The organism is Bartonella sp. TT67HLJMS (assembly GCF_042193375.1).
GTDB classification, from domain to species: Bacteria; Pseudomonadota; Alphaproteobacteria; order Rhizobiales; family Rhizobiaceae; genus Bartonella; species Bartonella grahamii.
In genome coordinates this window covers 39,570-62,525 of sequence record NZ_JBHILP010000007.1, presented here as the reverse complement: position 1 = coordinate 62,525, position 22,956 = coordinate 39,570, and the positions used below count along the sequence as shown (strand labels likewise).

Below are 22,956 nucleotides of genomic sequence, written 5' to 3'. Positions count from 1 at the left end.
CTCCCCCCCCCCCGCGTGGATCCCCTAGATTGTCTGGCCTGACTGAGGATTTCCTCAGTCAGGCTTTTTATAATTGTTTTGGGGGATGTTGTGGCGTGTTATTAGGGGGGAAGTGTAAGATCTGTTATTGTTTCGCCTATACTACCTAAATACATAGAGGGGCAGGTCTTGTTGGGCGGATCGTGTTAGCGTATTCATTTTCAATAATTTGATTTTTCTTTATTGAGGCATCGTTGAATGCTATAAGGAGAATCATAAAAGGAATCTATGTTTGTGTTCTGTGATCTTTAGGTAAGAGATAATGGAATCTTTTTCGCGTCGTATTGTTTTTATTTTATTTGTATTTTTTATTTTTGGCGCTGTCTTTTTTGCTTCTCGAAGCGGTGCTGTTTATCAGTTTTTTTCCGGCCGCTCTTCTTTTTCTTCTCAGAAGCTTGATGTAACAGAGGAGGAGTTGTTAGAAAGATTGTCTGTATCTTTTCCAGATATTATCAAGCATCTTTCTAAGATGAGTCCTCAACAGCAAGAGTTGTTTATTGCGCAGCTGCGTCGTGATGTAATTGCGCTTGCTTTTAAAAGTGGTCAGAGTCGTGAGCAGGCTCACAAATCTGGTGAAACTGTTGCTATGGCTCTTTCAAAAGCGATTTCTCGTCCTTCCATTGCTAATGCTTATTTTTAGCTGTTTTTTTAATCGCGCTTTTGGGTTTTATTTTAAGCAGCAAGAGCTTTTCATGAATTTTTGAAAAGTGCGAGGAGATAATCAATTTGTAAGATAATTAGCAAAGTTTATCTTACTCAAAAGGTAAGCAATCGGAGTATAAGGATAATGTTGCAATCATTGCAGGAGTGAAAGCAAGTCTGTCAAGGGTATTGGTCGAGTTAATTGTATTATCAATCGCTACAATGACAAAAGCAAAAGCAGTATTGGCTATAATAAAGCACGTTAATCGTATTTTATATGCCAGTTATTTTTTTATCTTGTATAGGCAAATAAAAAAATTTTTAAAGGATTTAAGCTTCCTTTGTTCTACGGATCTTAGGATATTTATTCATTTGTATGATTTCTGAAAATGAGGTGCAAGGCTGATAAGGTGATAGTTTGTGACAAAGAAAAAAATATTTGAATGAAGATGAGGGTTTATTTTTATTTAAAAGGCTTTGGGGGTATTGAGTTTCCTAACATTTTTCAAAAAACAGACAAAAGTAATTGTTAAGCTTTGTTGTAGAGACAAAGACGTATATAGCTTTTTTAGCATATTGTTTTATAATGATAATTTGTCATTTTCATATTGAGTGAGAATCTTAAGAATTGTAAAATTCTCTCGTTTTAAATTTATTCATGGTGAAAAAATCAAAATTAGTTTCTTGTACACTACAAGTGAGAGGCTTGTGTGGATAAAAGCTCTTTCAAAAGAAGAAGTAAAAAGCTTCTTTGAGGCATCTTGAGAGCTAAAAGTCTGTTGCAATATTTTGAATTGGTAAAGAGTATGATGGTTTTAGTATATTTATGAATTTTTTATGCGCAATGATGGGAGTGGGGATTTGTTTTATGATTTGTTGGGGTTTTATCGGACATAAAGAGTGCTGTGGGTGTTTATTAACCAGAGAGAAGTGTTGATAACAGTTTATATTTTTTGTGAAACTTTTTTGATATTGAGGATCTTCGGTAAAAAGATGTTCTTGTCTCTCTTTAAGATGCTATTTTTTAAATATAAAAATTGAGTGATACAATAGTGATAGCAGAAACTTACAGATTATATCATTTTATTTAATACGCTATAAGATTAATTATAGTCTCTTTATTTTTTTTATTTTATGATATAGATAAATCTATAATTTGTGCATAAAGAGATTTTCTTTTGTTGCAGAATTTTATCTTGAAATTGTCTTACTCTTTCCTTTTTCAAGCCGTTCTTTTGCTTTCTTTTTTTGTACAATACGTTTGCAAATTATTTGCAGCTAGAATTTGAGAATGTTTGAGTGAAGAGAAAGAAAATGCAATTTTTGAAAATCTTGTTAAATACAGCGTGTGCTGTATTTTTTGTATTTGATGTAAGTTGGGCTCATAGTGTCTTAAATGTTGCGGAATCAGGAGAAGCCTCAGTGATTGTTGCTTCTAAGATTCCTGATCGTCCTTATGAGTTTCTTATTCAGAAACTTGCGAATAAATATAATGTTCCCGTTAATTTAGCACATGCTGTTGTAAAAGTTGAAAGTAATTATAAGGCAGGTATAAAGGGGGCTGCTGGCGAAATAGGTTTGATGCAAATTAAACCCTCTACGGCACGAGGGTTGGGCTTTAGTGGTTCTGTACAGGATTTGTACGATCCTGCGACCAATCTTGAATATGGTATGCGTTATTTGGCACGGGCGTATAAACTCAGTGGTGGAAGTACGTGTGGTACAATCCTTAAATATAACGCAGGTCATGCTGCAAAAAAAATGAATTCCATTTCGGCGAAATATTGCGCAAAAGTGAAAACTTATCTGGCTTCATTAAAATAAAAACATCTTTTTAGACGGGTTTGCTATAAAATATTTTAAGATGCTATTTTCACGGAGCAGAAAATGCTTTATAAATTAATGCGTCAGTCGGCTGGGCAGCCGCGCTTGTCTAATGCTGAAATGCGGCAGGTGAGGAAAGTCCGGGCTCCATGGAAAGACGGTGCCGGGTAACACCCGGCGGGGGTGACCCTAGGGAAAGTGCCACAGAAAGTAAACCGCCTATTTTTATAGGTAAGGGTGAAAGGGTGGAGTAAGAGCCCACCGCGCATTCAGTAATGAATGTGGCAAGGTAAACCCCACCGGGAGCAAGACCAAATAGAAATGACGTGCAAAATTTAATTTGCAGCCGATTTCCGGGCGAGTCATTCGGGTAGGTTGCACGAGGCGGATGGTAACATCCGTCCCAGATGAATGGTTGCCATGTAAAGTGTAAGCTTTACTCTACAGAACCCGGCTTATAGGCCGACTGATATTTCATGATGATACGCGATATTTTATAAGATCGATTATATGGTCTTTTATGGAGTCTATATGTTTGAAATGGACACGTGAGCAAAGAGTATTTTAAAAAATTATAACATTTCTTTAAGTATAATGCGTTAGGATCTGTCTTGGGATAACTTTAGTTTTTTCGTTCATTGTGATTAATATGAAAGTTGAAGGCTAGGTTACTCTAAAATCAGTTGCTATGAGAGAGCTGTTAATTTGAGACAGCATAACTTCAAGACGGATTATTTTGATAAAGCAGGATCAAAGAGCTGAACGCCATATTCCAGTGTTGTTGCAGCCAGTTTTGGCTGGGCTTATGCCATTGGTTGGAGCAAAAGTGATTGATGGCACCTTTGGTGCTGGTGGTTACACGCGTGCTTTGTTAAAGGCAGGGGCGGAGGTGATCGCTCTTGATCGTGATCCTCATGCTATTAGTGCGGGACAATCGCTTGTTGAAGAATTTTTTCCACGACTTCGTTTGGTGCAAATCGAATTTTCACAGTTGGATCGCGTTGTTGAAGAGAAGGTAGACGCTGTTATTTTGGATATTGGTGTCTCTTCAATGCAGCTTGATGAAGCTGAAAGGGGATTTTCTTTTCAAAAAGATGGTCCATTAGATATGCGAATGGCTCAGACTGGTTTTACTGCTGGCGATGTTGTAAATCACTTAAAAGCAAGGGATTTGGCACGTATCTTTAAGATATTAGGAGAAGAGCGTTATGCGGGGCGAATTGCACGGATGATTGAAAAGCGTCGTGTTGTTCAGCCTTTTTTGCGTACAGGTGATTTGGCGTATGCTATCGAAGCGTTGATAGGACGTAAGCCGGGAGATCGCATTCATCCTGCAACGCGTGTATTTCAGGCTCTTCGCATTTATGTTAATGATGAAATTGGTGAACTTGCACGTGGCTTATTTGCTGCTGAACGCATTTTGAAACCGGGTGGTCGTTTGGGTGTTGTCAGTTTTCATTCTCTTGAAGATCGTATGGTCAAAAGATTTTTTTCTTTTCGTTCAGGAGAGTGTATGAGATCACGCTATCTTCCTGAAATAAAAACGGCTCCAGCAACATTTTTTCCTTTGTTTAAAGGGGGGATAACTGCAAGTGAAGAGGAGTTACAGCAAAATCCTCGTTCACGTTCTGCGCGGTTGCGTATTGGTGTACGAACTGAAGCAGAGGCTCTTGCAGCAGATATGAAATTATTTGGTTTAGCAGAGATTGCCAGTTTTGAAGGCGGCAAGAAATGACAGTTTTTCGTACATTTGATATGATCTTAGTGATGATTATGATTTGTATGGCAGGTCTTACTTATAAAGTAAAATATGATGTTCAAAAACGAATGAACGAAGTTCGTCATCTTGAGCATGAAATTGCTGCAGCAAAAAATACGGTAAGTTTGCTTCGTGCTGAGTGGGCTGTGATGATAAGGCCTTCACGCATGCAAAAACTTGCAAAACGTTATCAAAAAGAACTTGAGTTAGAGGTTATACAGCCGCGTCAAATCGTGGCGTTTAAAGATATTCCGGTACGGATACATGATCAAATTGAAGAAGTGATTAAACAAAATATTTTGGAAGATAATCAGGATATTTTGACAAATAATCGGGCTTCTCAGATAAATGGTGTTGTCCAAAAAGGCGCGCAGTAATGAAATCGACTTTTTTATTCTCACAGAAGAAAAAGCGCTTAAAGAATTCGTTGAATAATCATAATGTTTCTGTTCGTCGTCCCTATTCTAGTCGTCCACGTTTGCTTTTTTCGTTGTTCTGCTTTTTAATTTTATATGGCATCATGGGGGCTTGCCTTATTTCTTATGGGTTGGAAGGTGGACAGATTGAAGAAGCAAAGGGGCCAGGAGTTCTTCAATTGATGGCACGGCCTGATATTGTTGATCGTAATGGTCGTTTATTGGCAACAGATATTAAAACTTATTCACTTTTTGCTGAGCCACGACGTATTATTGATGTGGATGAAACAATTGAATTGCTCTCAACAGTTTTGCCTGATCTTAATTGGCAGGAAACCTATAAGCGCTTAAAAAGAAAATCTGGTTTTTCTTGGATACAGCGTGGGTTAACACCAATGCAAAAGACGAAAATTATGGCTCTTGGTATACCAGGAATTGGTTTTCGGACTGAAATTCGTCGTTTTTATCCTGATGGACCTGTAACTTCCCATATTCTCGGTATGGTGAATGTTGATAATCAGGGCATTGCAGGTATGGAAAAATATATTGATGATGCGGGGTTGAGTGCTTTGCGTGCCGCTGGTCTTGCTATGGAAGAATCATTAAAACAAGTTCAGCTTTCGATTGATGTGCGTGTTCAGGCAATTGTTCATGATGAACTTATTCAGGCTATGAAGCGTTATAGGGCAATTGCTGCAGGAGCTATTATTTTAAATATACATACGGGGGAAGTTTTGGCTTTGGCATCACTACCAGATTTTGATCCTGGAAATCCTATTGAAGCTTTAAAAAGTGATCGTCTCAATCGGATGACGGCAGGAGCTTTTGAAATGGGATCAATCATTAAAAGTTTTACAACTGCCATGGCTCTTGATTCCGATATTTTTCATTTAAACAGTATTATTGATGCTTCAAAGCCAATAAAAGCAAGTAGTGGGTATACTATTCATGATTTTCATGGGAAAAATCGTCCCTTAACGTTATGGGAGGTTTTTATTTATTCCTCCAATATTGGTTCTGCTAAAGAGGCATTGGCGATAGGGATTGATAAACATCGTGGTTTTTTGCAAAAACTTGGGTTACTGGATCGTCTTACAACAGAGTTGCCTGAAGTTGCCCATCCTATTGTGCCTCATCATTGGAAGGATATCCATTCTATGACGATTTCTTTTGGGCATGGTATGGCAACAACACCTTTGCAAACAGCTGTTGGGGCTGCTGCTTTAATGAATGGTGGTTGGTTAATTGCTCCGACATTTTTAAAACGTACAAAAGGACAAACGTTGCACCATGCAAAACGGGTTTTGCAGGCTAAAACAAGTCAAAATATGCGTTACCTTTATAAATTAAATAGTGATATTGGTTCTGGACGTAATGCAAAAGTCGAAGGTTATCGTGTAGGTGGTAAGACAGGAACAGCTGAAAAAGTTGAAAATGGAAAATATTCTAAAACAAAAAATTTCAATAGTTTTCTTGCTGCTTTTCCTATTGATGATCCTGTTTACGTTGTTTTAACAATTATTGATGAACCAAAGCCTGCAGAAGGACAGCGTTCAGCAACAGCGGGGATGAATGCTGGACCAATGCTTGCTAATATTGTTCGTCGCACAGCTAGTTTTCTTGGTGTAAAACCCGATTTTAAAAAAGAATATGAGCCTCTTTTAAGTAAAAAGAGCAATTCAAGTTTCGTTAAACAACGGTAAAATGAATAAAAGGTGTATCGTTATGTTGTTTGGAACAGTTTTTACAGAATGTCTTGAAGATCAGAATCTTTCTTCAATGGAAATAACAGGAATCAGTGCAGATTCTCGACAAGTCTTGCCAGGCTATGTTTTTGTCGCTGTTCAAGGAAAAAAAAGTGATGGAAGACACTATATAGATGATGCGATAAAGCGGGGTGCACGAGCAATTGTTACAGATTGTCATGCTGTTCTTGAGGATTTACCTGTTCCCATTTTACGTGTTTCTAATGTTCGTCATAGTTTAGCGTTGGCAGCTGCACGTTTTTACGGTTCTCAGCCTGAAACGGTCGTTGCTGTGACTGGTACAAGTGGTAAAACATCTGTTGTCTCTTTTATTCGGCAAATTTGGACTCATGTTGGATTTTGTGCTGCGAGTATAGGAACGGTTGGTGTTGTTTCTCCTAAACGGAATGTTTATGGTTCTCTCACAACACCTGATCCGGTTGCCTTGCACCGTCTTCTTTGTGAAATTTCTCATGAAGGTGTGACGCATGCAGCCCTTGAAGCATCTTCGCATGGGCTTGATCAAGGACGACTTGATGGAGTTCGTTTAACGGCTGGTGCCTTTACCAATTTAGGGCGAGATCACATGGATTATCACACGGGGGTAGAGGATTATTTGCGGGCTAAAATGAAGTTATTTGATACACTTTTGCCTGTATCTGCTCCTGCTTTGATTTTTGCTGATGATGTCTATTCACAAAAGGTTATTGATGTTGTTACACAAGCGCGCCGCCGTGTCTTGACAATTGGTCGTAAGGGGCAATTTATCACGATTAATCGCGTTGAACATCAACGCTCAAAACAGTGTGTTGAGTGTCGTGTGGAAAATAATATTTATACATTTGATTTGCCTTTGGCTGGAGATTTTCAGGTAGCCAATGCGCTTATGGCAGCGGGGTTAGCAATTGCAACGGGTGTTTCACCTCGTAAGGTTTTTTCTGCGCTTGAAACTTTGCAGGGGGCACCTGGGCGGTTAGAATTTGTCGGAAAGACAGAAAATAATGCGCCTGTTTATATTGATTATGCCCATAAACCAGAAGCTTTGGAGCAGGTTTTGCTTTCTGTTCGTCCCTTTACACAAGGGCGTTTGATCGTTGTTTTTGGTTGTGGAGGAGATCGTGATCAAGGAAAAAGACCTTTGATGGGAAAAATTGCGGCGGATAAAGCGGATATTGTTATTGTAACGGATGATAATCCTCGCACAGAAATGCCAGAAAAAATACGCAAGGATATTTTACAGGCAGTGCCAACAGCAATAGAGATAGCAGATCGTGGTGAGGCTATTTCTTACGCGGTGGAGCTTTTGAAAGCTGGTGATACATTAATCATTGCTGGAAAAGGTCATGAGGATGGCCAAATTATAGGGCAGACAACTTATCCTTTTTCAGATCGTCTGAAAGCGATAGAAGCTCTAGAGGACCGAAAGAAATGACAGCTTTATGGGATAAGAAAGCACTTGTTGCTGCAATTAATGGTGTTGTAATGGGAAGCATGCCAGAAACTTTTTCTGGGGTTTCCATTGATAGCCGTACTCTTGCGGAAGGTGATATTTTTTTCTGCATTAAGGGGCATCATCTTGATGGTCATGATTTTGCTGCGCAAGCTTATGAACGAGGTGCAGGCGTTCTTATCGTTGCGGAACATCGTTTGAGGGATATGAAAAAAATATCTGCTCCACTTATTGTTGTTCCTGATGTTTTGCAAGCCCTAGAAAAACTCGCACAAGCTGCACGCAAACGTTCAAGAGCTAAGATTATCGCGATAACAGGATCGGTGGGAAAAACAACGACAAAAGAAGCTTTGAAACAAGCACTTGCAACGACTGGGAACGTTCATGCGAATCTTGCTTCTTTAAACAATTGCTGGGGGGTTCCACTCACTTTAGCGCGGATGCCTATAGAGAGTGATTATGGTATCTTTGAAATTGGCATGAATCATAGAGATGAAATTCGCCCTCTGGTCAAACTGGTTTGTCCGCATGTTGCTCTCATTACGCATATTTGTGCAGGGCATATGGGTTTTTTCAAAAATCTTGAAGAAATAGCAAAGGCAAAAGCTGAAATTTTTGAAGGATTAGATGAGAAAGGCATTGCCATTTTAAATGCGGATAGTGATTTTTTTTCTTATCTCGTTCAAGAAGCAAAGAAATGCGGTGTAAAGAATATCTTAAGCTTTGGTGAGAGCAAAAATGCTGATTATCAAGCGCGAGATATACGTCTTCTAACTGATCGTTCTTCTATGATTGTACGTATTAGGGAGCGGGATAGGGAGGTTCAAATTGGTGCTCCCGGACGCCATATTGTGCAAAATAGTTTAGGGGTTATTGCTGCTTGTGATGCTATGGGAGTTGAGTTAGAGCCTGTTCTTCTTTCTTTTCGCCATTTTTCTTCTCAAAAGGGGCGAGGTGTTCGTTATCGACTGTCTTTATCAAATGGGGGTGAATTTTATCTCATTGATGAAAGCTATAATGCAAATCCTGCTTCTATGCGTGCTGCGCTTGAGCTTCTTGCTACAGGACCAGTCGGGGAAGAGGGGCGGCGAATTGCTATTTTAGGAGATATGCTAGAGTTAGGGGAGTATAGTGAAAAGCTTCATCGTGATTTAATAAAGCCAATACGTCTTTCCGGTGCTAATCCGGTTTTTCTATTTGGTGAGGCGATGAAATCTTTAGTCAGTGATTTGTCTGCTGGTGTTAAGGTTCATTATGCTGAAAATATTGAGAAAATTTTATCTCTCCTTTTAGCAGAAATTTCTTCTGGGGATCTGCTTATGGTTAAATCATCCAATAGCCTTTGTTCATCAAATATTGTGACTGCATTGCTTGACCGCTATAAAGCGGTTTCTTCATAGTTTTAAGAGGTTTTTTGTACCATGATGCTGTTTTTTTCTTCGTTTAGTGATTGGCTTCCAGGTGTGAATGTATTTCGTTATATTACTTTTCGCACGATAGCGGCTATGCTTACTTCGGGGCTCATCGTCTTTTTGTTTGGACCTAGCATCATTGCTTCTCTTAAATTGCGGCAGGGTAAGGGGCAACCGATTCGTGCGGATGGTCCTCAAACACATTTTAAAAAGGCTGGAACACCTACAATGGGTGGATTGATGATTTTAACCGGTATTGTGGTATCGGCATTTTTGTGGTGTAATTTATCGAATATTTATTTTTGGGTATCGCTATTGGTTATGCTTTCTTTTGGGGCAATTGGATTTTATGACGATTATCTTAAGGTCACAAAACAAACAGACAAAGGATTTTCTGGGAAAGCACGGTTAAGTTTGGAGTTTTGTGTTGCCGCAATTGCTGCTTTTGTCATCCTACAAATTGGCTCATCTGGATTCGCTTTGCCTTTTTTGAAAGATTATCTTATCAATTTGGGCTGGTTTTTTATTCCTTTTTCTGCTTTTGTTATTGTCGCGACGGGTAATGCGGTTAATTTGACGGATGGACTTGATGGCCTTGCTATTGTTCCTGTGATGGTTGCAGCCTTATCTTTTGCTTTGATTGCTTATCTTTCTGGTAATATGAATTTTGCTGATTATCTCCAAATCCATTATGTATCGGGAGCAGGTGAATTGGCTGTTTTACTGGGAGCTGTTGTTGGGGCAGGGCTTGGTTTTTTATGGTTTAATGCACCACCTGCAGCTATTTTTATGGGAGATACTGGTTCGTTGGCTCTTGGAGGGTTATTAGGGACTGTTGCAGTCGCTACGAAGCACGAAATTGTTTTGGCTCTTATTGGTGGGCTTTTTGTTGTGGAAGCTTTTTCGGTCGTTATTCAGGTTGGTTATTTCAAATTAACAAGAAAACGAGTGTTTCTTATGGCACCGATACATCATCATTTTGAGAAAAAAGGCTGGACTGAAAGCCAAGTCGTGATACGCTTTTGGATTATTTCAATTGTTCTTGCTCTTATTGGTCTTTCAACACTTAAATTGCGGTGAGATTTTGATTTCTGTTGCGTGTTATAAAGGACAAAAAGTTGCTTTATTTGGATTAGGAAAGTCTGGACTAGCAACGGCACAAGCATTGATGCGTGGCGGTGCAGAAGTGGTGGCGTGGGATGATAGTCCTTCAAGCGTGCAGATGGCTTTTCGGCACAATATTCCAACGCGAGATCTCCGTTATGAAGATTGGTCAGAATTTGTTGCATTGATTGTAGCTCCTGGAGTTCCTTTAAATTATCCTCAACCCCATTGGGTTGTTGAAAAAGCACGAAAAAAAAATATAGAAATTATCGGTGATATTGAATTATTTGTTCGTGCGCGCCAGCATTTTTTACAGCATTATGGTTTTTGTGACCAAGATGTTCCTTTCATTGCGATTACGGGGACGAATGGAAAGTCAACCACAACGGCTTTACTTGCGCATTTGTTGGAAAAAATGGGTTATGATGTGCAGGTGGGGGGGAATATCGGAAAGGCAATATTGACGCTTAAGCCATTTGTTAAAAAACGTATCTATGTGATTGAATGTTCATCATTTCAAATTGATCTTACACCCTCTCTTCAGCCGACCATTGGACTTTTATTGAATTTAACACCTGATCATATTGATCGACATGGGAGTTTTGCCTGTTATGTGCAAACCAAAAGGCATCTGATTGCTCAGGCTTCACAGGCTTTTATTTCAGTTGATGATGCAGCTTGTAGGGTTTTATATCAACAGTTGCTTCATGAAGGGAAGAAAATTGGGGCAATTTCCAAGGATCATTTTGTTGAAAATGGTTTTTATGCAGATGGGACTAAGCTCTTTGCTGTTTATCAAGGACAGCGTCATATGCTTGCAGATCTGACGTCTATGACTGCTTTGCGCGGACGTCATAATGCGCAAAATGCCCTTATGGCATTAGCAACGTTGCAGGCTTTAAAAATAACCGATCCTTCTATGAACAAGCATTTAGCAAGTTATAAAGGGCTGGATCATCGTATGCAGCAGGTGCGTAAAATGGGGGCGGTTTTGTTTATCAATGACAGCAAGGCGACTAATGCAGATGCAACAGCTCCTGCGCTTTCCACCTTTAATGATATTTTTTGGATTGTTGGGGGACAGGCAAAAAAGGGAGGAATAGAGTCTCTTAGAGAATTTTTTCCTAAAATTCGTAAAGCCTATTTGATTGGGAGCGCGGCGGAAGAATTTGCTCGCACTATTGGATCTGCTTTTCCCTTTTCTATGAGCTTAACTTTGAAAAATGCGGTGCGTGAAGCAGCTGTTGACGCAATGGGTTGTAAGGAAAAAGAGGTGACGGTTCTTTTGTCACCTGCTTGTGCAAGTTATGACCAATTTAAAAATTATGAAATGCGAGGCGAAGAATTTGTCTCTTTTGTGATGCAGTTACAATAAAAAAATCATCAGTTATAAAAAAATATTTTTGCGTTAAGACTCCAGAATCTTTTTTTGTGTAATTTAGTTTTTAAAGTGTTTGTTAAATAGGCTGGGGAACCATATCACTTTGAGATAATTTATAAAATGGATAAGGTGGATACCATGGTTACGCGTGCAGATAGAGATCCAATTGCTAATTGGTGGTGGACGATTGATCGCTCTATCTTTGCAGCTTGTTTAATTTTAATGGGAATTGGTATTATGCTGTCTTTTGCTGCCAGCCCTATTATTGCAAAAAAAATCGGAATTGCTGATAGTTTTTATTTTGTTCGGTGGCATATCATTTTTAGCATTTCAGCATTTTTTACGATGGTTACCATTTCCTTTTTTTCGCTTTCTAATATTCGTCGTTTATGTGCTCTTTTGCTCATTGTAACGCTTGCTCTTATGGTTGCAACCTTATTTTGGGGTCCAGAATTAAAGGGAGCACGGAGGTGGATTCTACTATTTGGTTTTTCTGTACAGGCTTCAGAGTTTATGAAGCCAGCTTTTGTGGTTATGTCCGCTTGGCTTTTTTCAGAACAGATACGCAGGAGGGGAATTCTGGGTTATACGTTAGCGATTCTACTTTATGCCATTTGTTGTGTGCTTCTGGTTTTGCAGCCTGATATTGGACAAACAGTTTTAATAAGTGCAACATGGGGGGGGCTATTTTTTATTGCTGGTGTACCTCTTACCATTATTTTTCTCTTTCTCATTTTAGGCGTTGTAGGAATTATTTTAGCTTATCTTTTTCTGCATCATGTGCGCGAGCGTATCAATGGTTTTTTGACAGGTGAAGGGGATACGTTTCAAGTGGATGTAGGACGTGAGGCTATTTTGAATGGTGGTTGGTTTGGGCAAGGCCCTGGGGAGGGAACAGTAAAACGTATCATTCCTGATAGCCATACAGATTTTGTATTTTCCGTTGCTGCTGAAGAATATGGTATTATTCTTTGTTTATTAATTATGATGCTTTTTGGCTTTATCGTTATGCGTTCATTGTATATAGCCATGAATACACGTGATTCCTTTATACGTCTTGGTATTACTGGCATAGCAATGATGATTGGCTTTCAATCAGCGATTAATATGGCCGTTAATCTTCACTTAATTCCTCCAAAAGGCATGACATTGCCTTTTATTTCTTATGGTGGTTCTTCGATGGTGGCGATTGCGTTTTCAATGGGCATTTTGCTCAGTTTAACACGTCGTTGGCCAGAAGCACGCCTTTCAGCTTTTTCTTCCTCTTCTGTCTTGGATACCCCTTATGAATGATAAAAAAGTTATTGTTTTGGTGGCTGGTGGTACAGGTGGACATCTTTTTCCTGCTGAAGCCCTTTCTGTTGAATTAAGGCAGCGTGGATATGATGTTCATTTAATAACAGATGAAAGAGCACGACCTTTTGTTCGGTGCTTTGATGAAGAGCATATTCATATCGTTTCATCGGCAACATTTACACGACGCCATCCTTTTGCTCTGATAAAGACGTTTTGGTCTTTGCTAAGGGGTATGGGGCAATCGTTGGCGTTGTTTTATAAATTACGTCCTGTTCTTGTTGGAGGATTTGGGGGGTATCCGAGCTTTCCTCCTCTTTTTATTGCGGCCTTAACGAGGCGTGTAACATTTATTCATGAACAAAATGCTGTTATGGGGCGTGCCAATCGGATGTTGGCAATTTTTGTGCGTGCAATCGCTGGTGGTTTGTTGTCGCCAAATGGCGCTTATGCTCATAAAATACTTTTGACGGGGAATCCTGTCCGTGAGGCTGTGTTGAAGGCGGGCAAAATTCCTTATCATCCCTCAACTGGTGAAGAGCCATTTCATTTTTTGATTTTTGGAGGTAGCCAAGGGGCTTCTGCTTTTTCACATATTGTTCCAGAAGCTATTGCTTTATTCGATGATAAAAACCGTAAACGTTTACGAATTGTGCAGCAAGTTCGAGGTGAAGCAGAAGGGTTGATCAAAATCTATCGTGATATGGGCGTACAAGCAGAGGTAGCTCCTTTTTTTGATGATATGGCTGAACGTATGGCACATGCCCATTTTATTTTGTCGCGCGCTGGGGCTTCATCTGTTTGTGAGATAGCGGTGATTGGTAGACCTGCTTTGCTTGTTCCCTATCCCCATGCTTTAGATCATGATCAGGCTGCCAATGCAGCTCTGCTTGCTCGTGTAGGTGGTGCGCAAATTGTATCAGAAAAAGATTTAAATGCACAAAAGCTTTCTTCTCTTTTAATGCACGCTTGTTGTGCGCCCCATTTATTAGAAAAACAAGCGCTTGCTGCAAAAAAAGTTGGGCAACCTCATGCAACCAGTTGCCTTGCTGATATGGCTGAATCCTTAATTGCAGGGCGATTGTTGTCAGATATAAAAGAGGAGCTTTTTAATGAAAATGCCACTTGATATAGGTGTTATCCATTTTATCGGAATTGGGGGGATCGGTATGAGTGGAATTGCGGAGGTTTTTTATAATCTTGGCTATAAAGTTCAAGGGTCAGATCAAGTTGAGAGTGCAAATGTTGAACGTTTGCGGAGAAAAGGAATTAACGTTCATATAGGTCATTGTGCTGAAAATTTAGGGAATGCAGAGGTTGTTGTTTTTTCTACTGCCGTTAAAAAAACAAATCCTGAGTATATTGCTGCAAAGGAAAGACATTTACCGCTTGTCAGACGTGCAGAAATGCTAGCGGAGCTGATGCGGTTTCGGCGTGCAATTGCGGTGGGTGGTACACATGGTAAAACAACGACCACATCAATGGTCGCAGCTCTTCTTGATGCTGGTCATTTTGATCCAGTGGTGATTAATGGCGGTATTATTAATGCTTATGGTACGAATTCTCGTACAGGAGATGGCGATTGGATGATTGTTGAAGCTGATGAAAGTGATGGTACATTTTTAAAGCTGCCTGCTGATATTGCTGTTATTACTAATATTGACGCTGAGCATTTAGATCATTATGGAAGTTTTGATGCTGTGCGTGAGGCTTTTCGGCAATTCGTAGAAAATGTTCCTTTTTATGGTTTTGCTGTTTTGTGCCTTGATCATCCAGAGGTTCAGTCATTGGCAGGCCGTATTGATGATCGTTGGGTGATTACTTATGGTGCAAATCCACAAGCGGATGTTCGTTTTCTTAATCTTTCGATGGATGGTCAAAAAACGCATTTTGATGTTCTTGTTCGCTCACGCAAAACAGGAAGAAAAATTGAGTTGAAAAATTTGCTTTTGCCCATGGCAGGACAGCATAATGTTGCTAATGCAACGGCGGCGATTGCTATTGCGCATGAACTAGGCATTTCAAATGAAGCTATAAAAAGGGGCTTAGCAGAATTTGGCGGAGTAAAACGGCGTTTTACGCGAACAGGAAGTTGGCGGGGTATTGAAATATTTGATGATTATGGACATCATCCTGTTGAAATAAAGGCTGTTTTGCGTGCAGCACGTGAGAGTGCAAAAGGGCGTGTTATTGCGATTGCACAACCCCATCGGTATTCACGTTTGTATCATTTATTTGATGATTTTTCTGCTTGTTTTAATGATGCAGATACAGTGTTGATTACGCCCGTTTATGCGGCTGGTGAAGAGCCTATAGTTGGATTTGGTGCTCAAGAATTGGTAGAGCATATTAAAATGGCGGGTCATCGTGATGTGCGCTTGATACATAGTCTGGAAGATGTCGTGTCTCTTGTCTCAAAATTTGCTCAGGCAGAGGATTATGTTGTTTTTCTTGGTGCTGGCAATATCACACAATGGGCTTGTGCGTTGCCTCATCAATTAGCGGTATTGGATGGTCATGGTAAATTTTCAGCACATTGATGGTGAGGCGCTATTGGCGCAATTGCAACCGCTGTTGGGTGGCGTGAGAGGCAAACTTACACCTAATGTTGAAATGCGTAAGGTAACGTGGTTTCGCACGGGCGGGTTGGCAGAGCTTTTTTATCAGCCTGTTGATGAACAAGATTTGGCTCTCTTTCTTCAAAATTTGCCTGAATTTGTTCCTGTAACAATTGTCGGTATCGGTTCTAATCTTCTGGTGCGTGACGGTGGCGTTCCTGGTGTTGTGATTCGTCTTTCGCCAAAAAATTTTGGGCAAGTGCAGCAAGTTTCTCCAAAAGGCTTTTTAGTTGGTGCTGGTACGGCAGATAAACATTTAGCTGCTGCCGCTTTAAAGGCAGAAATTGCAGGTTTTCATTTTTATCATGGTATTCCTGGTGCTCTTGGAGGAGCTCTCAAAATGAACGCGGGTGCGAATGGTATTGAAACCGCAGCGCGTGTTGTTGAGGTCTATGCGCTGGATCGTAAAGGGCAACGTCATATCTTGAGTTTGAAAGATATGCATTATTCCTATCGCCATTGTGATATTCCTAAAGATTTTATTTTTACAGCTGCTTTATTGGAAGGAAAACTTGGTAATAAAGATGATATTCGTGCTGCTATGGATGAAGTTTCCCTCCACAGAGAAACAGTACAACCCATTCGTGAAAAGACAGGAGGATCAACTTTCAAAAATCCTGAGAATGGATCTGCGTGGCGCGTGATTGATGAAGCAGGGTGTCGTGGTTTACGGATTGGTGGCGCTCAAATGAGTGAAATGCACTGTAACTTTATGATTAATACAGGGCAAGCAACAGGATATGATCTTGAAGCATTGGGAGAAACAGTGCGTGCGCGTGTTTTTGCAAATTCAGCCCACCTTTTACAGTGGGAAATAGAGCGTATCGGTCAATTTGAGCGTGGTCGAAGTGTTTCTCCTTTTGATCCATTTCATTGATTTATTGTTCACTAAAAAAGTGCAAATAAAAAATTGAGTCATTTCAAAGAGATAATAAAAAATTTCTATTAAGAATCAATAAATTAACAAAGAATCTCTTGCATCAGGCTTTTGAGTCTGATTCATTATGCAAAATGCTAGGTTATTGATTCGCAAGGATAAACCTTGTTTTTTCTGTATGTGGTGCTGATGTATTTTATATAGACTACATATAGTATGCGAAAGAGGGTGATTTATTATGAGAGATAAACATATAGCTGTGTTAATGGGAGGTTTTTCTTCTGAACGGTCTGTAAGTTTATCTTCAGGGGCGGCTTGTGCTGATGTTCTAGAGCTGCAGGGGTATCGCGTGAGCCGCGTGGATGTTGACGCTCATATTGCTTCTGTTCTTGAACAGTTACAGCCCGATATTGCCTTCAATGCATTGCATGGTCCATTTGGTGAAGATGGCCGGATCCAGGGGATTCTTGAATATTTAAAAATTCCTTATACCCATTCTGGTGTGATGGCATCCGCTTTGGCAATGGATAAGGGACGTGCAAAAATTATCGTTGAAAATGTTGGGGTTTGTGTTGCTCCTTCTCGTATCATGAGCCGCTTTGCTTTGGGGCAAACGCATCCCATGGAGCCTCCTTATGTAATTAAACCTGTGTGTGAAGGATCAAGTTTTGGTGTTGTTATTGTCCAGGAAAATGCAGCAGCACCGCCGCATAGTATTGGGGGAGCTGAGTGGGGGTATGCTGATGAGGTGATGATTGAAAAATATATTCCTGGTCGTGAATTGACTTGTGCTGTTTTGGGGAATGAAGTGCTGGATGTGTGTGAAATTCTTCCCGATAAACACTTTCCATTCTACGATTATGACTCGAAATATAAAACGGGTGGTTCTCTTCACATTTGTCCTGCACAGCTTTCACTAAATATTTACCAAAGTGTGCAAAGAATGTCTTTAGCAGCCCATCAGGCGATAGGGTGTCGAGGTGTTAGCCGTTCTGATTTTCGTTTTGATGAGAAAACGGGAGAATTGGTTTGGCTTGAAATTAATACGCAACCCGGTATGACATCGACGTCTCTTCTTCCTGATATTGCAAAAGCGAGCGGCCGTACTTACGGCGATATTGTTCAATGGATGGTGGAGGACGCATCATGTATGCGTTGAATGTTAATAAAACAAATGTTCCGATGGAGGTGCTTTCAGTGCCGGCTTTGCCACGTCTTTATCGTCGTTTTCTCCGGTTTATGTTTGAGTTTGTTTTTGTCAATATTCATATTCCACGCCATTTCGGCTCTTTTGCTGTTGTATGGTTTTTCTTTGTTACGGCTTTTTATGGACTTTCATCAAGTGGTCAGATGGCTGTGATCGTAAACACGATCATATTGGATAGTAGTTTTGTGGTCACTCATGTCGATATAAGCGGTAATAAGCGCTTGACAAAGCAGGATATTTTTAAAATTTTAAAACTTGACGTTGCGCCTTCTATATTCACTTTTGATGTTGAAAGAGCACGTTCTCTTTTGGAAAAACAGGCTTGGGTGCAATCGGCTAATGTTCAGAAAATTTATCCCAATAGAATGCGCATTTCCATTGTGGAGCGTGAACCCTATGCTATTTGGCAACATGATAGCATAGTGGATATTGTTGATAATACAGGTCGTGTCATTGTGCCCTTTAAAGGAGAAATTGTTCGGAATTTACCTCTTGTGGTTGGGCAGGGTGCACAAAATGCTGCTAAAGTGTTTATTCAAGCGCTGTCAGTCTATCCGGAAGTATATGATCGTATTCGTGCTTTTGTGCGGGTAGGTGATCGACGTTGGGATCTTGTTTTGGATAATGGAATGCGCGTTATGTTGCCTGAAAATGGTGCCCTTGAAAGGCTTTCTTCTCTTGTTTCGTCCGGTACAATGCAAGATCTTTTATCTCGCGATATTCTTAGTGTTGATTTACGTCTTGCTGATCGAATTACTGTTTCTTTATCAGATGAAACATTGGAGCGTTATCACGCTACTGTAGAAGAAGAAGAACGTATTTTAAAGGCACGAAAGGCAGGGAACCCATGATGTTGCTTAGATCACATCATCTGGGAGGGCGTAAGACACGTTTTTTAACGGTTCTTGATGTCGGTTCAAGTAAGATTGTTTGTTTTATTGCTTGTTTGCGTCCTTTGAAGCATGCGCACTATTTACATGGTCGTACACATTCTACGGAAATTCTAGGCTTTGGAGTGCAGCGTTCACGCGGTATTAAATCCGGTGTTGTCATGGATATGTTTGCAGCAGAACAATCAATAAGATTGGCTGTTGATGCGGCAGAAAAAATGGCTGGTTTGGTGGTGGATTCAGTGATTGTGAATTTTTCCTCAAGTCGATTACAAAGTGCTTTGATTAATGGAAAAGTCCATTTGAATGGTCGTGAAGTCACCAAGCGTGATATGCGTATGGCCTTTTCAGATGTTTCACGTAAAGCTTTTGATGCTGAACGTCATGTTATGCACTCAGTTCCAGTTTCTTATGTATTGGATGGAGATAAAGGAATTTCTGATCCTATTGGCATGGCAGGGGAAACATTTGGGGTTGACGTGCATGTGGTAACAGCTGAAACAGCGTCTTTGCGTAATTTAGAAACTTGTATTAATCGTGCACATTTGAGTGTTGAAGCAATGGTTGCTACTCCCTTTGCAAGTGGTCTTGCTGTCTTGATGAATGATGAGGCGCATTTAGGGGCTGCATGTATTGATTTTGGTGGTGGAACAACAACATTTTCAGTGTTTTTTGAAGGAAAATTTATTCATGCGGATGCTCTTGCTGTTGGGGGGCATCATGTCACTCTTGATGTTGCGCGCGGATTTTCTATGTCTCTAACAGAGGCGGAACGGTTAAAAGTTGTTTATGGTTCAGCACTTTTAACAAGTGCCGATGAGCGGCAAATGATTAATGTAGCAGAAATTGGGAGTGAACAGCGTGAAACTCAATATCCTCGCGCGGTTCTTGGGCGTATCATTCGTGCGCGTGTTGAAGAAATTTTAGAAATGGTCCGTGATTGTTTAAATCGTTCTGGTTTTGGTCACATCATTGGTAAACGTGTTATTTTGACTGGGGGAGCAAGCCAGTTAACAGGATTGCCAGAAATGGCACGTACTATATTGGGAAGAAATGTTCGTATCGGGCGGCCTTTAGGTATTTCGAGGCTTCCTTCTCTTGCAAAAGGGGCGGCGTTTACATCTGCTGTTGGGTTGTTAATTTATCCGCAATTGGTGGGTTTTGAAGAAAAAACAATGCAGGCGGCAGGAAATCATTTATCGATGGGCACGCGTGGGTATTTTCAGCGTGTCGGTCAGTGGTTGCGTGAGAGTTTTTAGTTAAGTCTAGTTGGATAAATTTCATCGCTTTGGCTTGCGGTGTCTTATGAGAAGGAAAAGAAAATGACGATTAATCTGCATCGGCCAGATATCGCGGAATTGAAGCCACGCATTACCGTTTTTGGTGTTGGAGGTGGTGGCGGGAATGCCGTGAATAATATGATAAATGCTGGTCTTCAGGGAGTTGACTTTGTTGTTGCAAATACGGATGCACAGGCTTTGGCTATGTCAAAAGCTGAACGTGTTATCCAACTTGGGGCAGCTGTGACAGAAGGTTTGGGTGCTGGTGCTTTACCGGAAGTTGGACAAGCGGCGGCAGAGGAATGTATTGATGAAATTATTGATCATCTTGCAGACTCTCATATGGTTTTCATTACTGCTGGTATGGGGGGAGGAACTGGAACAGGGGCTGCTCCCGTTGTTGCTCGCGCAGCGCGTGAAAAAGGTATTTTGACTGTTGGTGTTGTGACAAAGCCGTTTCAGTTTGAAGGCGCACGTCGTATGAAAACGGCAGAGGCTGGTATTGAAGAATTACAAAAGTCTGTCGATACATTGATTGTTATTCCCAATCAAAATCTTTTCCGTATTGCAAATGATAAGACAACGTTTGCTGATGCTTTTGCTATGGCTGACCAAGTGCTTTATTCTGGTGTTGCTTCCATTACGGATTTGATGATTAAAGAGGGTTTGATTAACCTTGATTTTGCTGATGTTCGCTCTGTTATGCATGAAATGGGTCGAGCCATGATGGGAACGGGTGAGGCATCTGGTGATGGACGTGCTTTGGCTGCGGCTGAAGCTGCTATTGCAAACCCATTGTTGGATGATACCTCTATGCGTGGGGCGCGTGGTTTACTGATTTCTATTACGGGTGGTCGTGATATGACTCTTTTTGAGGTTGATGAAGCTGCTAATCGTATTCGTGAAGAAGTGGATGCTGATGCGAATGTGATCTTTGGCGCTATTGATGATGAGTCATTGGAAGGTGTTATTCGTGTTTCTGTGGTTGCCACCGGTATTGATCGTGAAGTTAGTGATGTGGTTCAGTCCTCTCATCCTCAGATTCAAAGGCCTGCTTCTTCAATGCGCAAGAGCGATCCTGGAACGTCACACAGTTCTTTTCATGTTCAGTCATCGCCACTGCGTTCTGAGTCAATGGTAGAAGTGATCGAATCACTTGAAATAGAGAAGGGTAAATCAACCGGAGAACAGTTCCGTCCCAAAAGTCAAATTTTTGCACAGCCTACAGAAGCAATGACGACACGAAGTGCGACGAATGCTGTTGCGTATGGTTCAAATGCTGTTCAGGAACAGAGATCAAATGTGCCTCGTATGCAAGTAAGTCGTGGTTCTCAACCTGCTATGACAGCTCCCGTGAGTATGGAGGCAACAGCGCATGTTCTTGATGAGATGACAGGGGTTGTGAAGCAAAAAGAAAAGCTAGTGCAACCAAAACAAATGCAACAAATGCAAGCGCGCGCTCCAATGCGTATGCCTGAGTTAAAGGATTTTCCTCCTGTTGCTCATGGACAAAGTCAAAGAACATCTGTGACTGATCAAGGTCCTCGTAATCTTTGGCAGCGTTTGAAACAGAGCTTGACGCATCGTGAAGAAGCAGAGCCAGAAGCAAGGCTGGAGCCTGCTGTTAGATCGTCTCAGCAGCAAGAGTCTCATGTTTACAATAAAAATTCTCAGGCGCTTTCTCAAGATGCTTCTGTTTATGTTCCACGTCGTTCTGGTGAGCTGCACCCTCAGGTACCACAAGATCAGCGTACTTTTATAAGTGAAGAAGATCAGTTGGAAATACCAGCATTTTTACGTCGTCAAGCAAATTAATTGATGAAAAATGAGGCAAAGTAAGAAAATTTATTACCTCTTTGATGATCAGTCAAAAATTATACAGTAAAATATATTGCTGTTTTTTGGATAAAATACTTTGTTTTTAAAAAAACCGCTTAATTATAAGCGGTTTTTTTTACTATTTACTATGAATATTTTTTATAGTTTTATAAGTTTTGTTAAAAGATGTAAAAGCAATTTAGTAAAATAATATGATGAATTTGGTGCCAAAATATCAGTCTACTCTTAAAAAAGCAGTAACATTTAAGGGGATTGGCGTTCACAGTGGCTGTTTGTCAGTGGTAAAGGTTTGTCCAGCGGATGTTGGGTGTGGTATTATTTTTAAGCGTTGTGGATTAGACGGAACAGAGAAAATATTTCAAGCCCATGCATCCCAAACAGGAGAAACTGAATTATCAACGGTACTTGGAGATGGAGATGTAAGGGTTGAAACAATTGAACATTTGATGGCAGCAATTACTGCTTATAATTTGGATAATCTTATTATTGAAGTGTCACATAATGAGATTCCTATTTTGGATGGTTCAGCGTGGCTATATTGCCAAGCTTTTGAAGACGTTGGCATTGTACAGCAAAATGCGTTGCGTTCTTATTTCATTATAAAAAAACCGTTGCGGGTTGAAGGAGCTCATGGTGTTGCAGAGCTTTTGCCATTCGATGGACGTCGTTTTGATATAACGATCTCTTTTCCTTCTTCTGCTATTGGTAAACAACATTTCAGTTTTGATCTTACCACACGAGGATTTAGAGATGATTTGTCACGTGCGCGCACTTTTGGTTTTATCAAAGACGTGGAAAAATTAAGGCTTTCTGGAAAGGCGAGAGGCGCTTCTTTGGAAAATTCTCTTGTTATCGACCTTAATGATAAAATTTTAAATCCCGGTGGTCCTTATTGGGAAAATGAATGTGTTCGGCACAAGATGCTTGATGCGATTGGTGATACTGCTTTGCTTGGGGCGCCTTTTATTGGATTATTTCGTTCTTATTGTAGTGGACATAGAATTAATGCGCAATTGGTGAAGGCTGTTTTGGCAGACGAATCACATTACGAAAAAAGCTTTTTAGAGAAAGAGTAAAAAAATTGACAAGATTTTTTTATCGTTTATTTGATTTTTAAGGGGATGATTGACCTAAACTGCTAAATTGGTTATGTGGATTTTGAAGTGATATGGTATAAGAC

General features: G+C 40.4%; 18 protein-coding genes and 1 other RNA gene. All 19 read left to right on the top strand.

Going from position 1 to position 22,956, the window contains the following annotated elements:
- The first annotated feature begins 301 nt into the window (after nt 1–301).
- The 19 genes from ACFIJQ_RS05610 (at nt 302) to lpxC (ending at nt 22,852) form a co-directional block, all read left to right on the top strand.
- Nucleotides 302–679, top strand: a complete 378-nt coding sequence (locus tag ACFIJQ_RS05610; protein ID WP_375619649.1) for a hypothetical protein — start codon at nt 302–304, stop codon at nt 677–679.
- A gap of 1,316 nt (nt 680–1,995) precedes the next feature.
- Nucleotides 1,996–2,505 carry a lytic transglycosylase domain-containing protein gene (locus ACFIJQ_RS05605; RefSeq protein ID WP_273788045.1) on the top strand — a complete coding sequence of 170 codons (510 nt, stop codon included), beginning with the start codon at nt 1,996–1,998 and terminating at the stop codon, nt 2,503–2,505.
- 83 nt (nt 2,506–2,588) lie between these two features.
- An RNA gene (gene rnpB, locus ACFIJQ_RS05600) (RNase P RNA component class A) lies at nt 2,589–2,979 on the top strand.
- 262 nt (nt 2,980–3,241) lie between these two features.
- Complete coding sequence (rsmH, locus tag ACFIJQ_RS05595) at nt 3,242–4,240, top strand: 16S rRNA (cytosine(1402)-N(4))-methyltransferase RsmH (protein WP_273788046.1); 999 nt, start codon at nt 3,242–3,244, stop codon at nt 4,238–4,240.
- The gene (locus ACFIJQ_RS05590) at nt 4,237–4,641 is read left to right on the top strand and encodes a hypothetical protein (protein WP_015856648.1); all 405 of its coding nucleotides are present in this window, start codon (nt 4,237–4,239) and stop codon (nt 4,639–4,641) included. The genes rsmH and ACFIJQ_RS05590 overlap by 4 nt, the downstream gene beginning before the upstream one ends.
- A complete protein-coding gene (locus ACFIJQ_RS05585) occupies nt 4,641–6,383 on the top strand; it encodes a penicillin-binding protein 2 (protein ID WP_273788047.1) in 1,743 nt (580 codons plus the stop codon). The genes ACFIJQ_RS05590 and ACFIJQ_RS05585 overlap by 1 nt, the downstream gene beginning before the upstream one ends.
- Before the next feature lie 22 nt (nt 6,384–6,405).
- The gene (locus tag ACFIJQ_RS05580; protein WP_375628993.1) at nt 6,406–7,857 is read left to right on the top strand and encodes a UDP-N-acetylmuramoyl-L-alanyl-D-glutamate--2,6-diaminopimelate ligase; all 1,452 of its coding nucleotides are present in this window, start codon (nt 6,406–6,408) and stop codon (nt 7,855–7,857) included.
- Nucleotides 7,854–9,275: a UDP-N-acetylmuramoyl-tripeptide--D-alanyl-D-alanine ligase gene (gene murF, locus ACFIJQ_RS05575; protein ID WP_375628992.1), complete on the top strand. Its 1,422-nt coding sequence runs from the start codon at nt 7,854–7,856 to the stop codon at nt 9,273–9,275. The genes ACFIJQ_RS05580 and murF overlap by 4 nt, the downstream gene beginning before the upstream one ends.
- A gap of 21 nt (nt 9,276–9,296) precedes the next feature.
- A complete protein-coding gene (gene mraY, locus ACFIJQ_RS05570; protein WP_015856644.1) occupies nt 9,297–10,367 on the top strand; it encodes a phospho-N-acetylmuramoyl-pentapeptide-transferase in 1,071 nt (356 codons plus the stop codon).
- A 4-nt stretch (nt 10,368–10,371) separates the two neighbouring features.
- Nucleotides 10,372–11,766 (top strand): UDP-N-acetylmuramoyl-L-alanine--D-glutamate ligase, encoded by a 1,395-nt coding sequence (gene murD / locus ACFIJQ_RS05565; protein ID WP_375628990.1) that lies wholly within the window; start codon nt 10,372–10,374, stop codon nt 11,764–11,766.
- Between the two features lie 144 nt (nt 11,767–11,910).
- The gene (locus ACFIJQ_RS05560) at nt 11,911–13,065 is read left to right on the top strand and encodes an FtsW/RodA/SpoVE family cell cycle protein (RefSeq protein WP_015856642.1); all 1,155 of its coding nucleotides are present in this window, start codon (nt 11,911–11,913) and stop codon (nt 13,063–13,065) included.
- The gene (locus ACFIJQ_RS05555; protein ID WP_375628988.1) at nt 13,058–14,194 is read left to right on the top strand and encodes a UDP-N-acetylglucosamine--N-acetylmuramyl-(pentapeptide) pyrophosphoryl-undecaprenol N-acetylglucosamine transferase; all 1,137 of its coding nucleotides are present in this window, start codon (nt 13,058–13,060) and stop codon (nt 14,192–14,194) included. The genes ACFIJQ_RS05560 and ACFIJQ_RS05555 overlap by 8 nt, the downstream gene beginning before the upstream one ends.
- Nucleotides 14,178–15,605, top strand: coding sequence for a UDP-N-acetylmuramate--L-alanine ligase (gene murC, locus ACFIJQ_RS05550; RefSeq protein WP_273788052.1), 1,428 nt, complete (start codon nt 14,178–14,180; stop codon nt 15,603–15,605). Before ACFIJQ_RS05555 ends, murC begins: the two co-directional genes overlap by 17 nt.
- Nucleotides 15,583–16,560 (top strand): UDP-N-acetylmuramate dehydrogenase, encoded by a 978-nt coding sequence (gene murB, locus ACFIJQ_RS05545; protein WP_273788053.1) that lies wholly within the window; start codon nt 15,583–15,585, stop codon nt 16,558–16,560. The genes murC and murB overlap by 23 nt, the downstream gene beginning before the upstream one ends.
- 238 nt (nt 16,561–16,798) lie before the next feature.
- Nucleotides 16,799–17,719 carry a D-alanine--D-alanine ligase gene (locus tag ACFIJQ_RS05540; protein ID WP_273788054.1) on the top strand — a complete coding sequence of 307 codons (921 nt, stop codon included), beginning with the start codon at nt 16,799–16,801 and terminating at the stop codon, nt 17,717–17,719.
- Nucleotides 17,707–18,618: a cell division protein FtsQ/DivIB gene (locus ACFIJQ_RS05535; RefSeq protein ID WP_273788055.1), complete on the top strand. Its 912-nt coding sequence runs from the start codon at nt 17,707–17,709 to the stop codon at nt 18,616–18,618. The genes ACFIJQ_RS05540 and ACFIJQ_RS05535 overlap by 13 nt, the downstream gene beginning before the upstream one ends.
- The gene (gene ftsA, locus ACFIJQ_RS05530; protein ID WP_375628985.1) at nt 18,615–19,916 is read left to right on the top strand and encodes a cell division protein FtsA; all 1,302 of its coding nucleotides are present in this window, start codon (nt 18,615–18,617) and stop codon (nt 19,914–19,916) included. Before ACFIJQ_RS05535 ends, ftsA begins: the two co-directional genes overlap by 4 nt.
- Nucleotides 19,917–19,979: 63 nt before the next feature.
- Nucleotides 19,980–21,752 (top strand): cell division protein FtsZ, encoded by a 1,773-nt coding sequence (gene ftsZ / locus ACFIJQ_RS05525; protein WP_273788057.1) that lies wholly within the window; start codon nt 19,980–19,982, stop codon nt 21,750–21,752.
- 215 nt (nt 21,753–21,967) lie between these two features.
- Nucleotides 21,968–22,852: a UDP-3-O-acyl-N-acetylglucosamine deacetylase gene (lpxC, locus tag ACFIJQ_RS05520; protein ID WP_273788058.1), complete on the top strand. Its 885-nt coding sequence runs from the start codon at nt 21,968–21,970 to the stop codon at nt 22,850–22,852.
- Nucleotides 22,853–22,956: the final 104 nt, after the last annotated feature.

What these genes read in the sequence shown, in the direction of transcription:
- ftsZ (WP_273788057.1), top strand. Translation starts at nt 19,980, where the DNA reads ATGACGATTAATCTGCATCGGCCAGATATCGCGGAATTGAAGCCACGC.
- ACFIJQ_RS05605 (WP_273788045.1), top strand. Translation starts at nt 1,996, where the DNA reads ATGCAATTTTTGAAAATCTTGTTAAATACAGCGTGTGCTGTATTTTTT.
- ACFIJQ_RS05590 (WP_015856648.1), top strand. Translation starts at nt 4,237, where the DNA reads ATGACAGTTTTTCGTACATTTGATATGATCTTAGTGATGATTATGATT.
- ACFIJQ_RS05540 (WP_273788054.1), top strand. Translation starts at nt 16,799, where the DNA reads ATGAGAGATAAACATATAGCTGTGTTAATGGGAGGTTTTTCTTCTGAA.
- ACFIJQ_RS05555 (WP_375628988.1), top strand. Translation starts at nt 13,058, where the DNA reads ATGAATGATAAAAAAGTTATTGTTTTGGTGGCTGGTGGTACAGGTGGA.
- mraY (WP_015856644.1), top strand. Translation starts at nt 9,297, where the DNA reads ATGATGCTGTTTTTTTCTTCGTTTAGTGATTGGCTTCCAGGTGTGAAT.
- ACFIJQ_RS05560 (WP_015856642.1), top strand. Translation starts at nt 11,911, where the DNA reads ATGGTTACGCGTGCAGATAGAGATCCAATTGCTAATTGGTGGTGGACG.
- ACFIJQ_RS05585 (WP_273788047.1), top strand. Translation starts at nt 4,641, where the DNA reads ATGAAATCGACTTTTTTATTCTCACAGAAGAAAAAGCGCTTAAAGAAT.
- lpxC (WP_273788058.1), top strand. Translation starts at nt 21,968, where the DNA reads ATGATGAATTTGGTGCCAAAATATCAGTCTACTCTTAAAAAAGCAGTA.
- murF (WP_375628992.1), top strand. Translation starts at nt 7,854, where the DNA reads ATGACAGCTTTATGGGATAAGAAAGCACTTGTTGCTGCAATTAATGGT.
- ACFIJQ_RS05610 (WP_375619649.1), top strand. Translation starts at nt 302, where the DNA reads ATGGAATCTTTTTCGCGTCGTATTGTTTTTATTTTATTTGTATTTTTT.
- ACFIJQ_RS05535 (WP_273788055.1), top strand. Translation starts at nt 17,707, where the DNA reads ATGTATGCGTTGAATGTTAATAAAACAAATGTTCCGATGGAGGTGCTT.
- murC (WP_273788052.1), top strand. Translation starts at nt 14,178, where the DNA reads ATGAAAATGCCACTTGATATAGGTGTTATCCATTTTATCGGAATTGGG.
- ftsA (WP_375628985.1), top strand. Translation starts at nt 18,615, where the DNA reads ATGATGTTGCTTAGATCACATCATCTGGGAGGGCGTAAGACACGTTTT.
- ACFIJQ_RS05580 (WP_375628993.1), top strand. Translation starts at nt 6,406, where the DNA reads ATGTTGTTTGGAACAGTTTTTACAGAATGTCTTGAAGATCAGAATCTT.
- murB (WP_273788053.1), top strand. Translation starts at nt 15,583, where the DNA reads ATGGTAAATTTTCAGCACATTGATGGTGAGGCGCTATTGGCGCAATTG.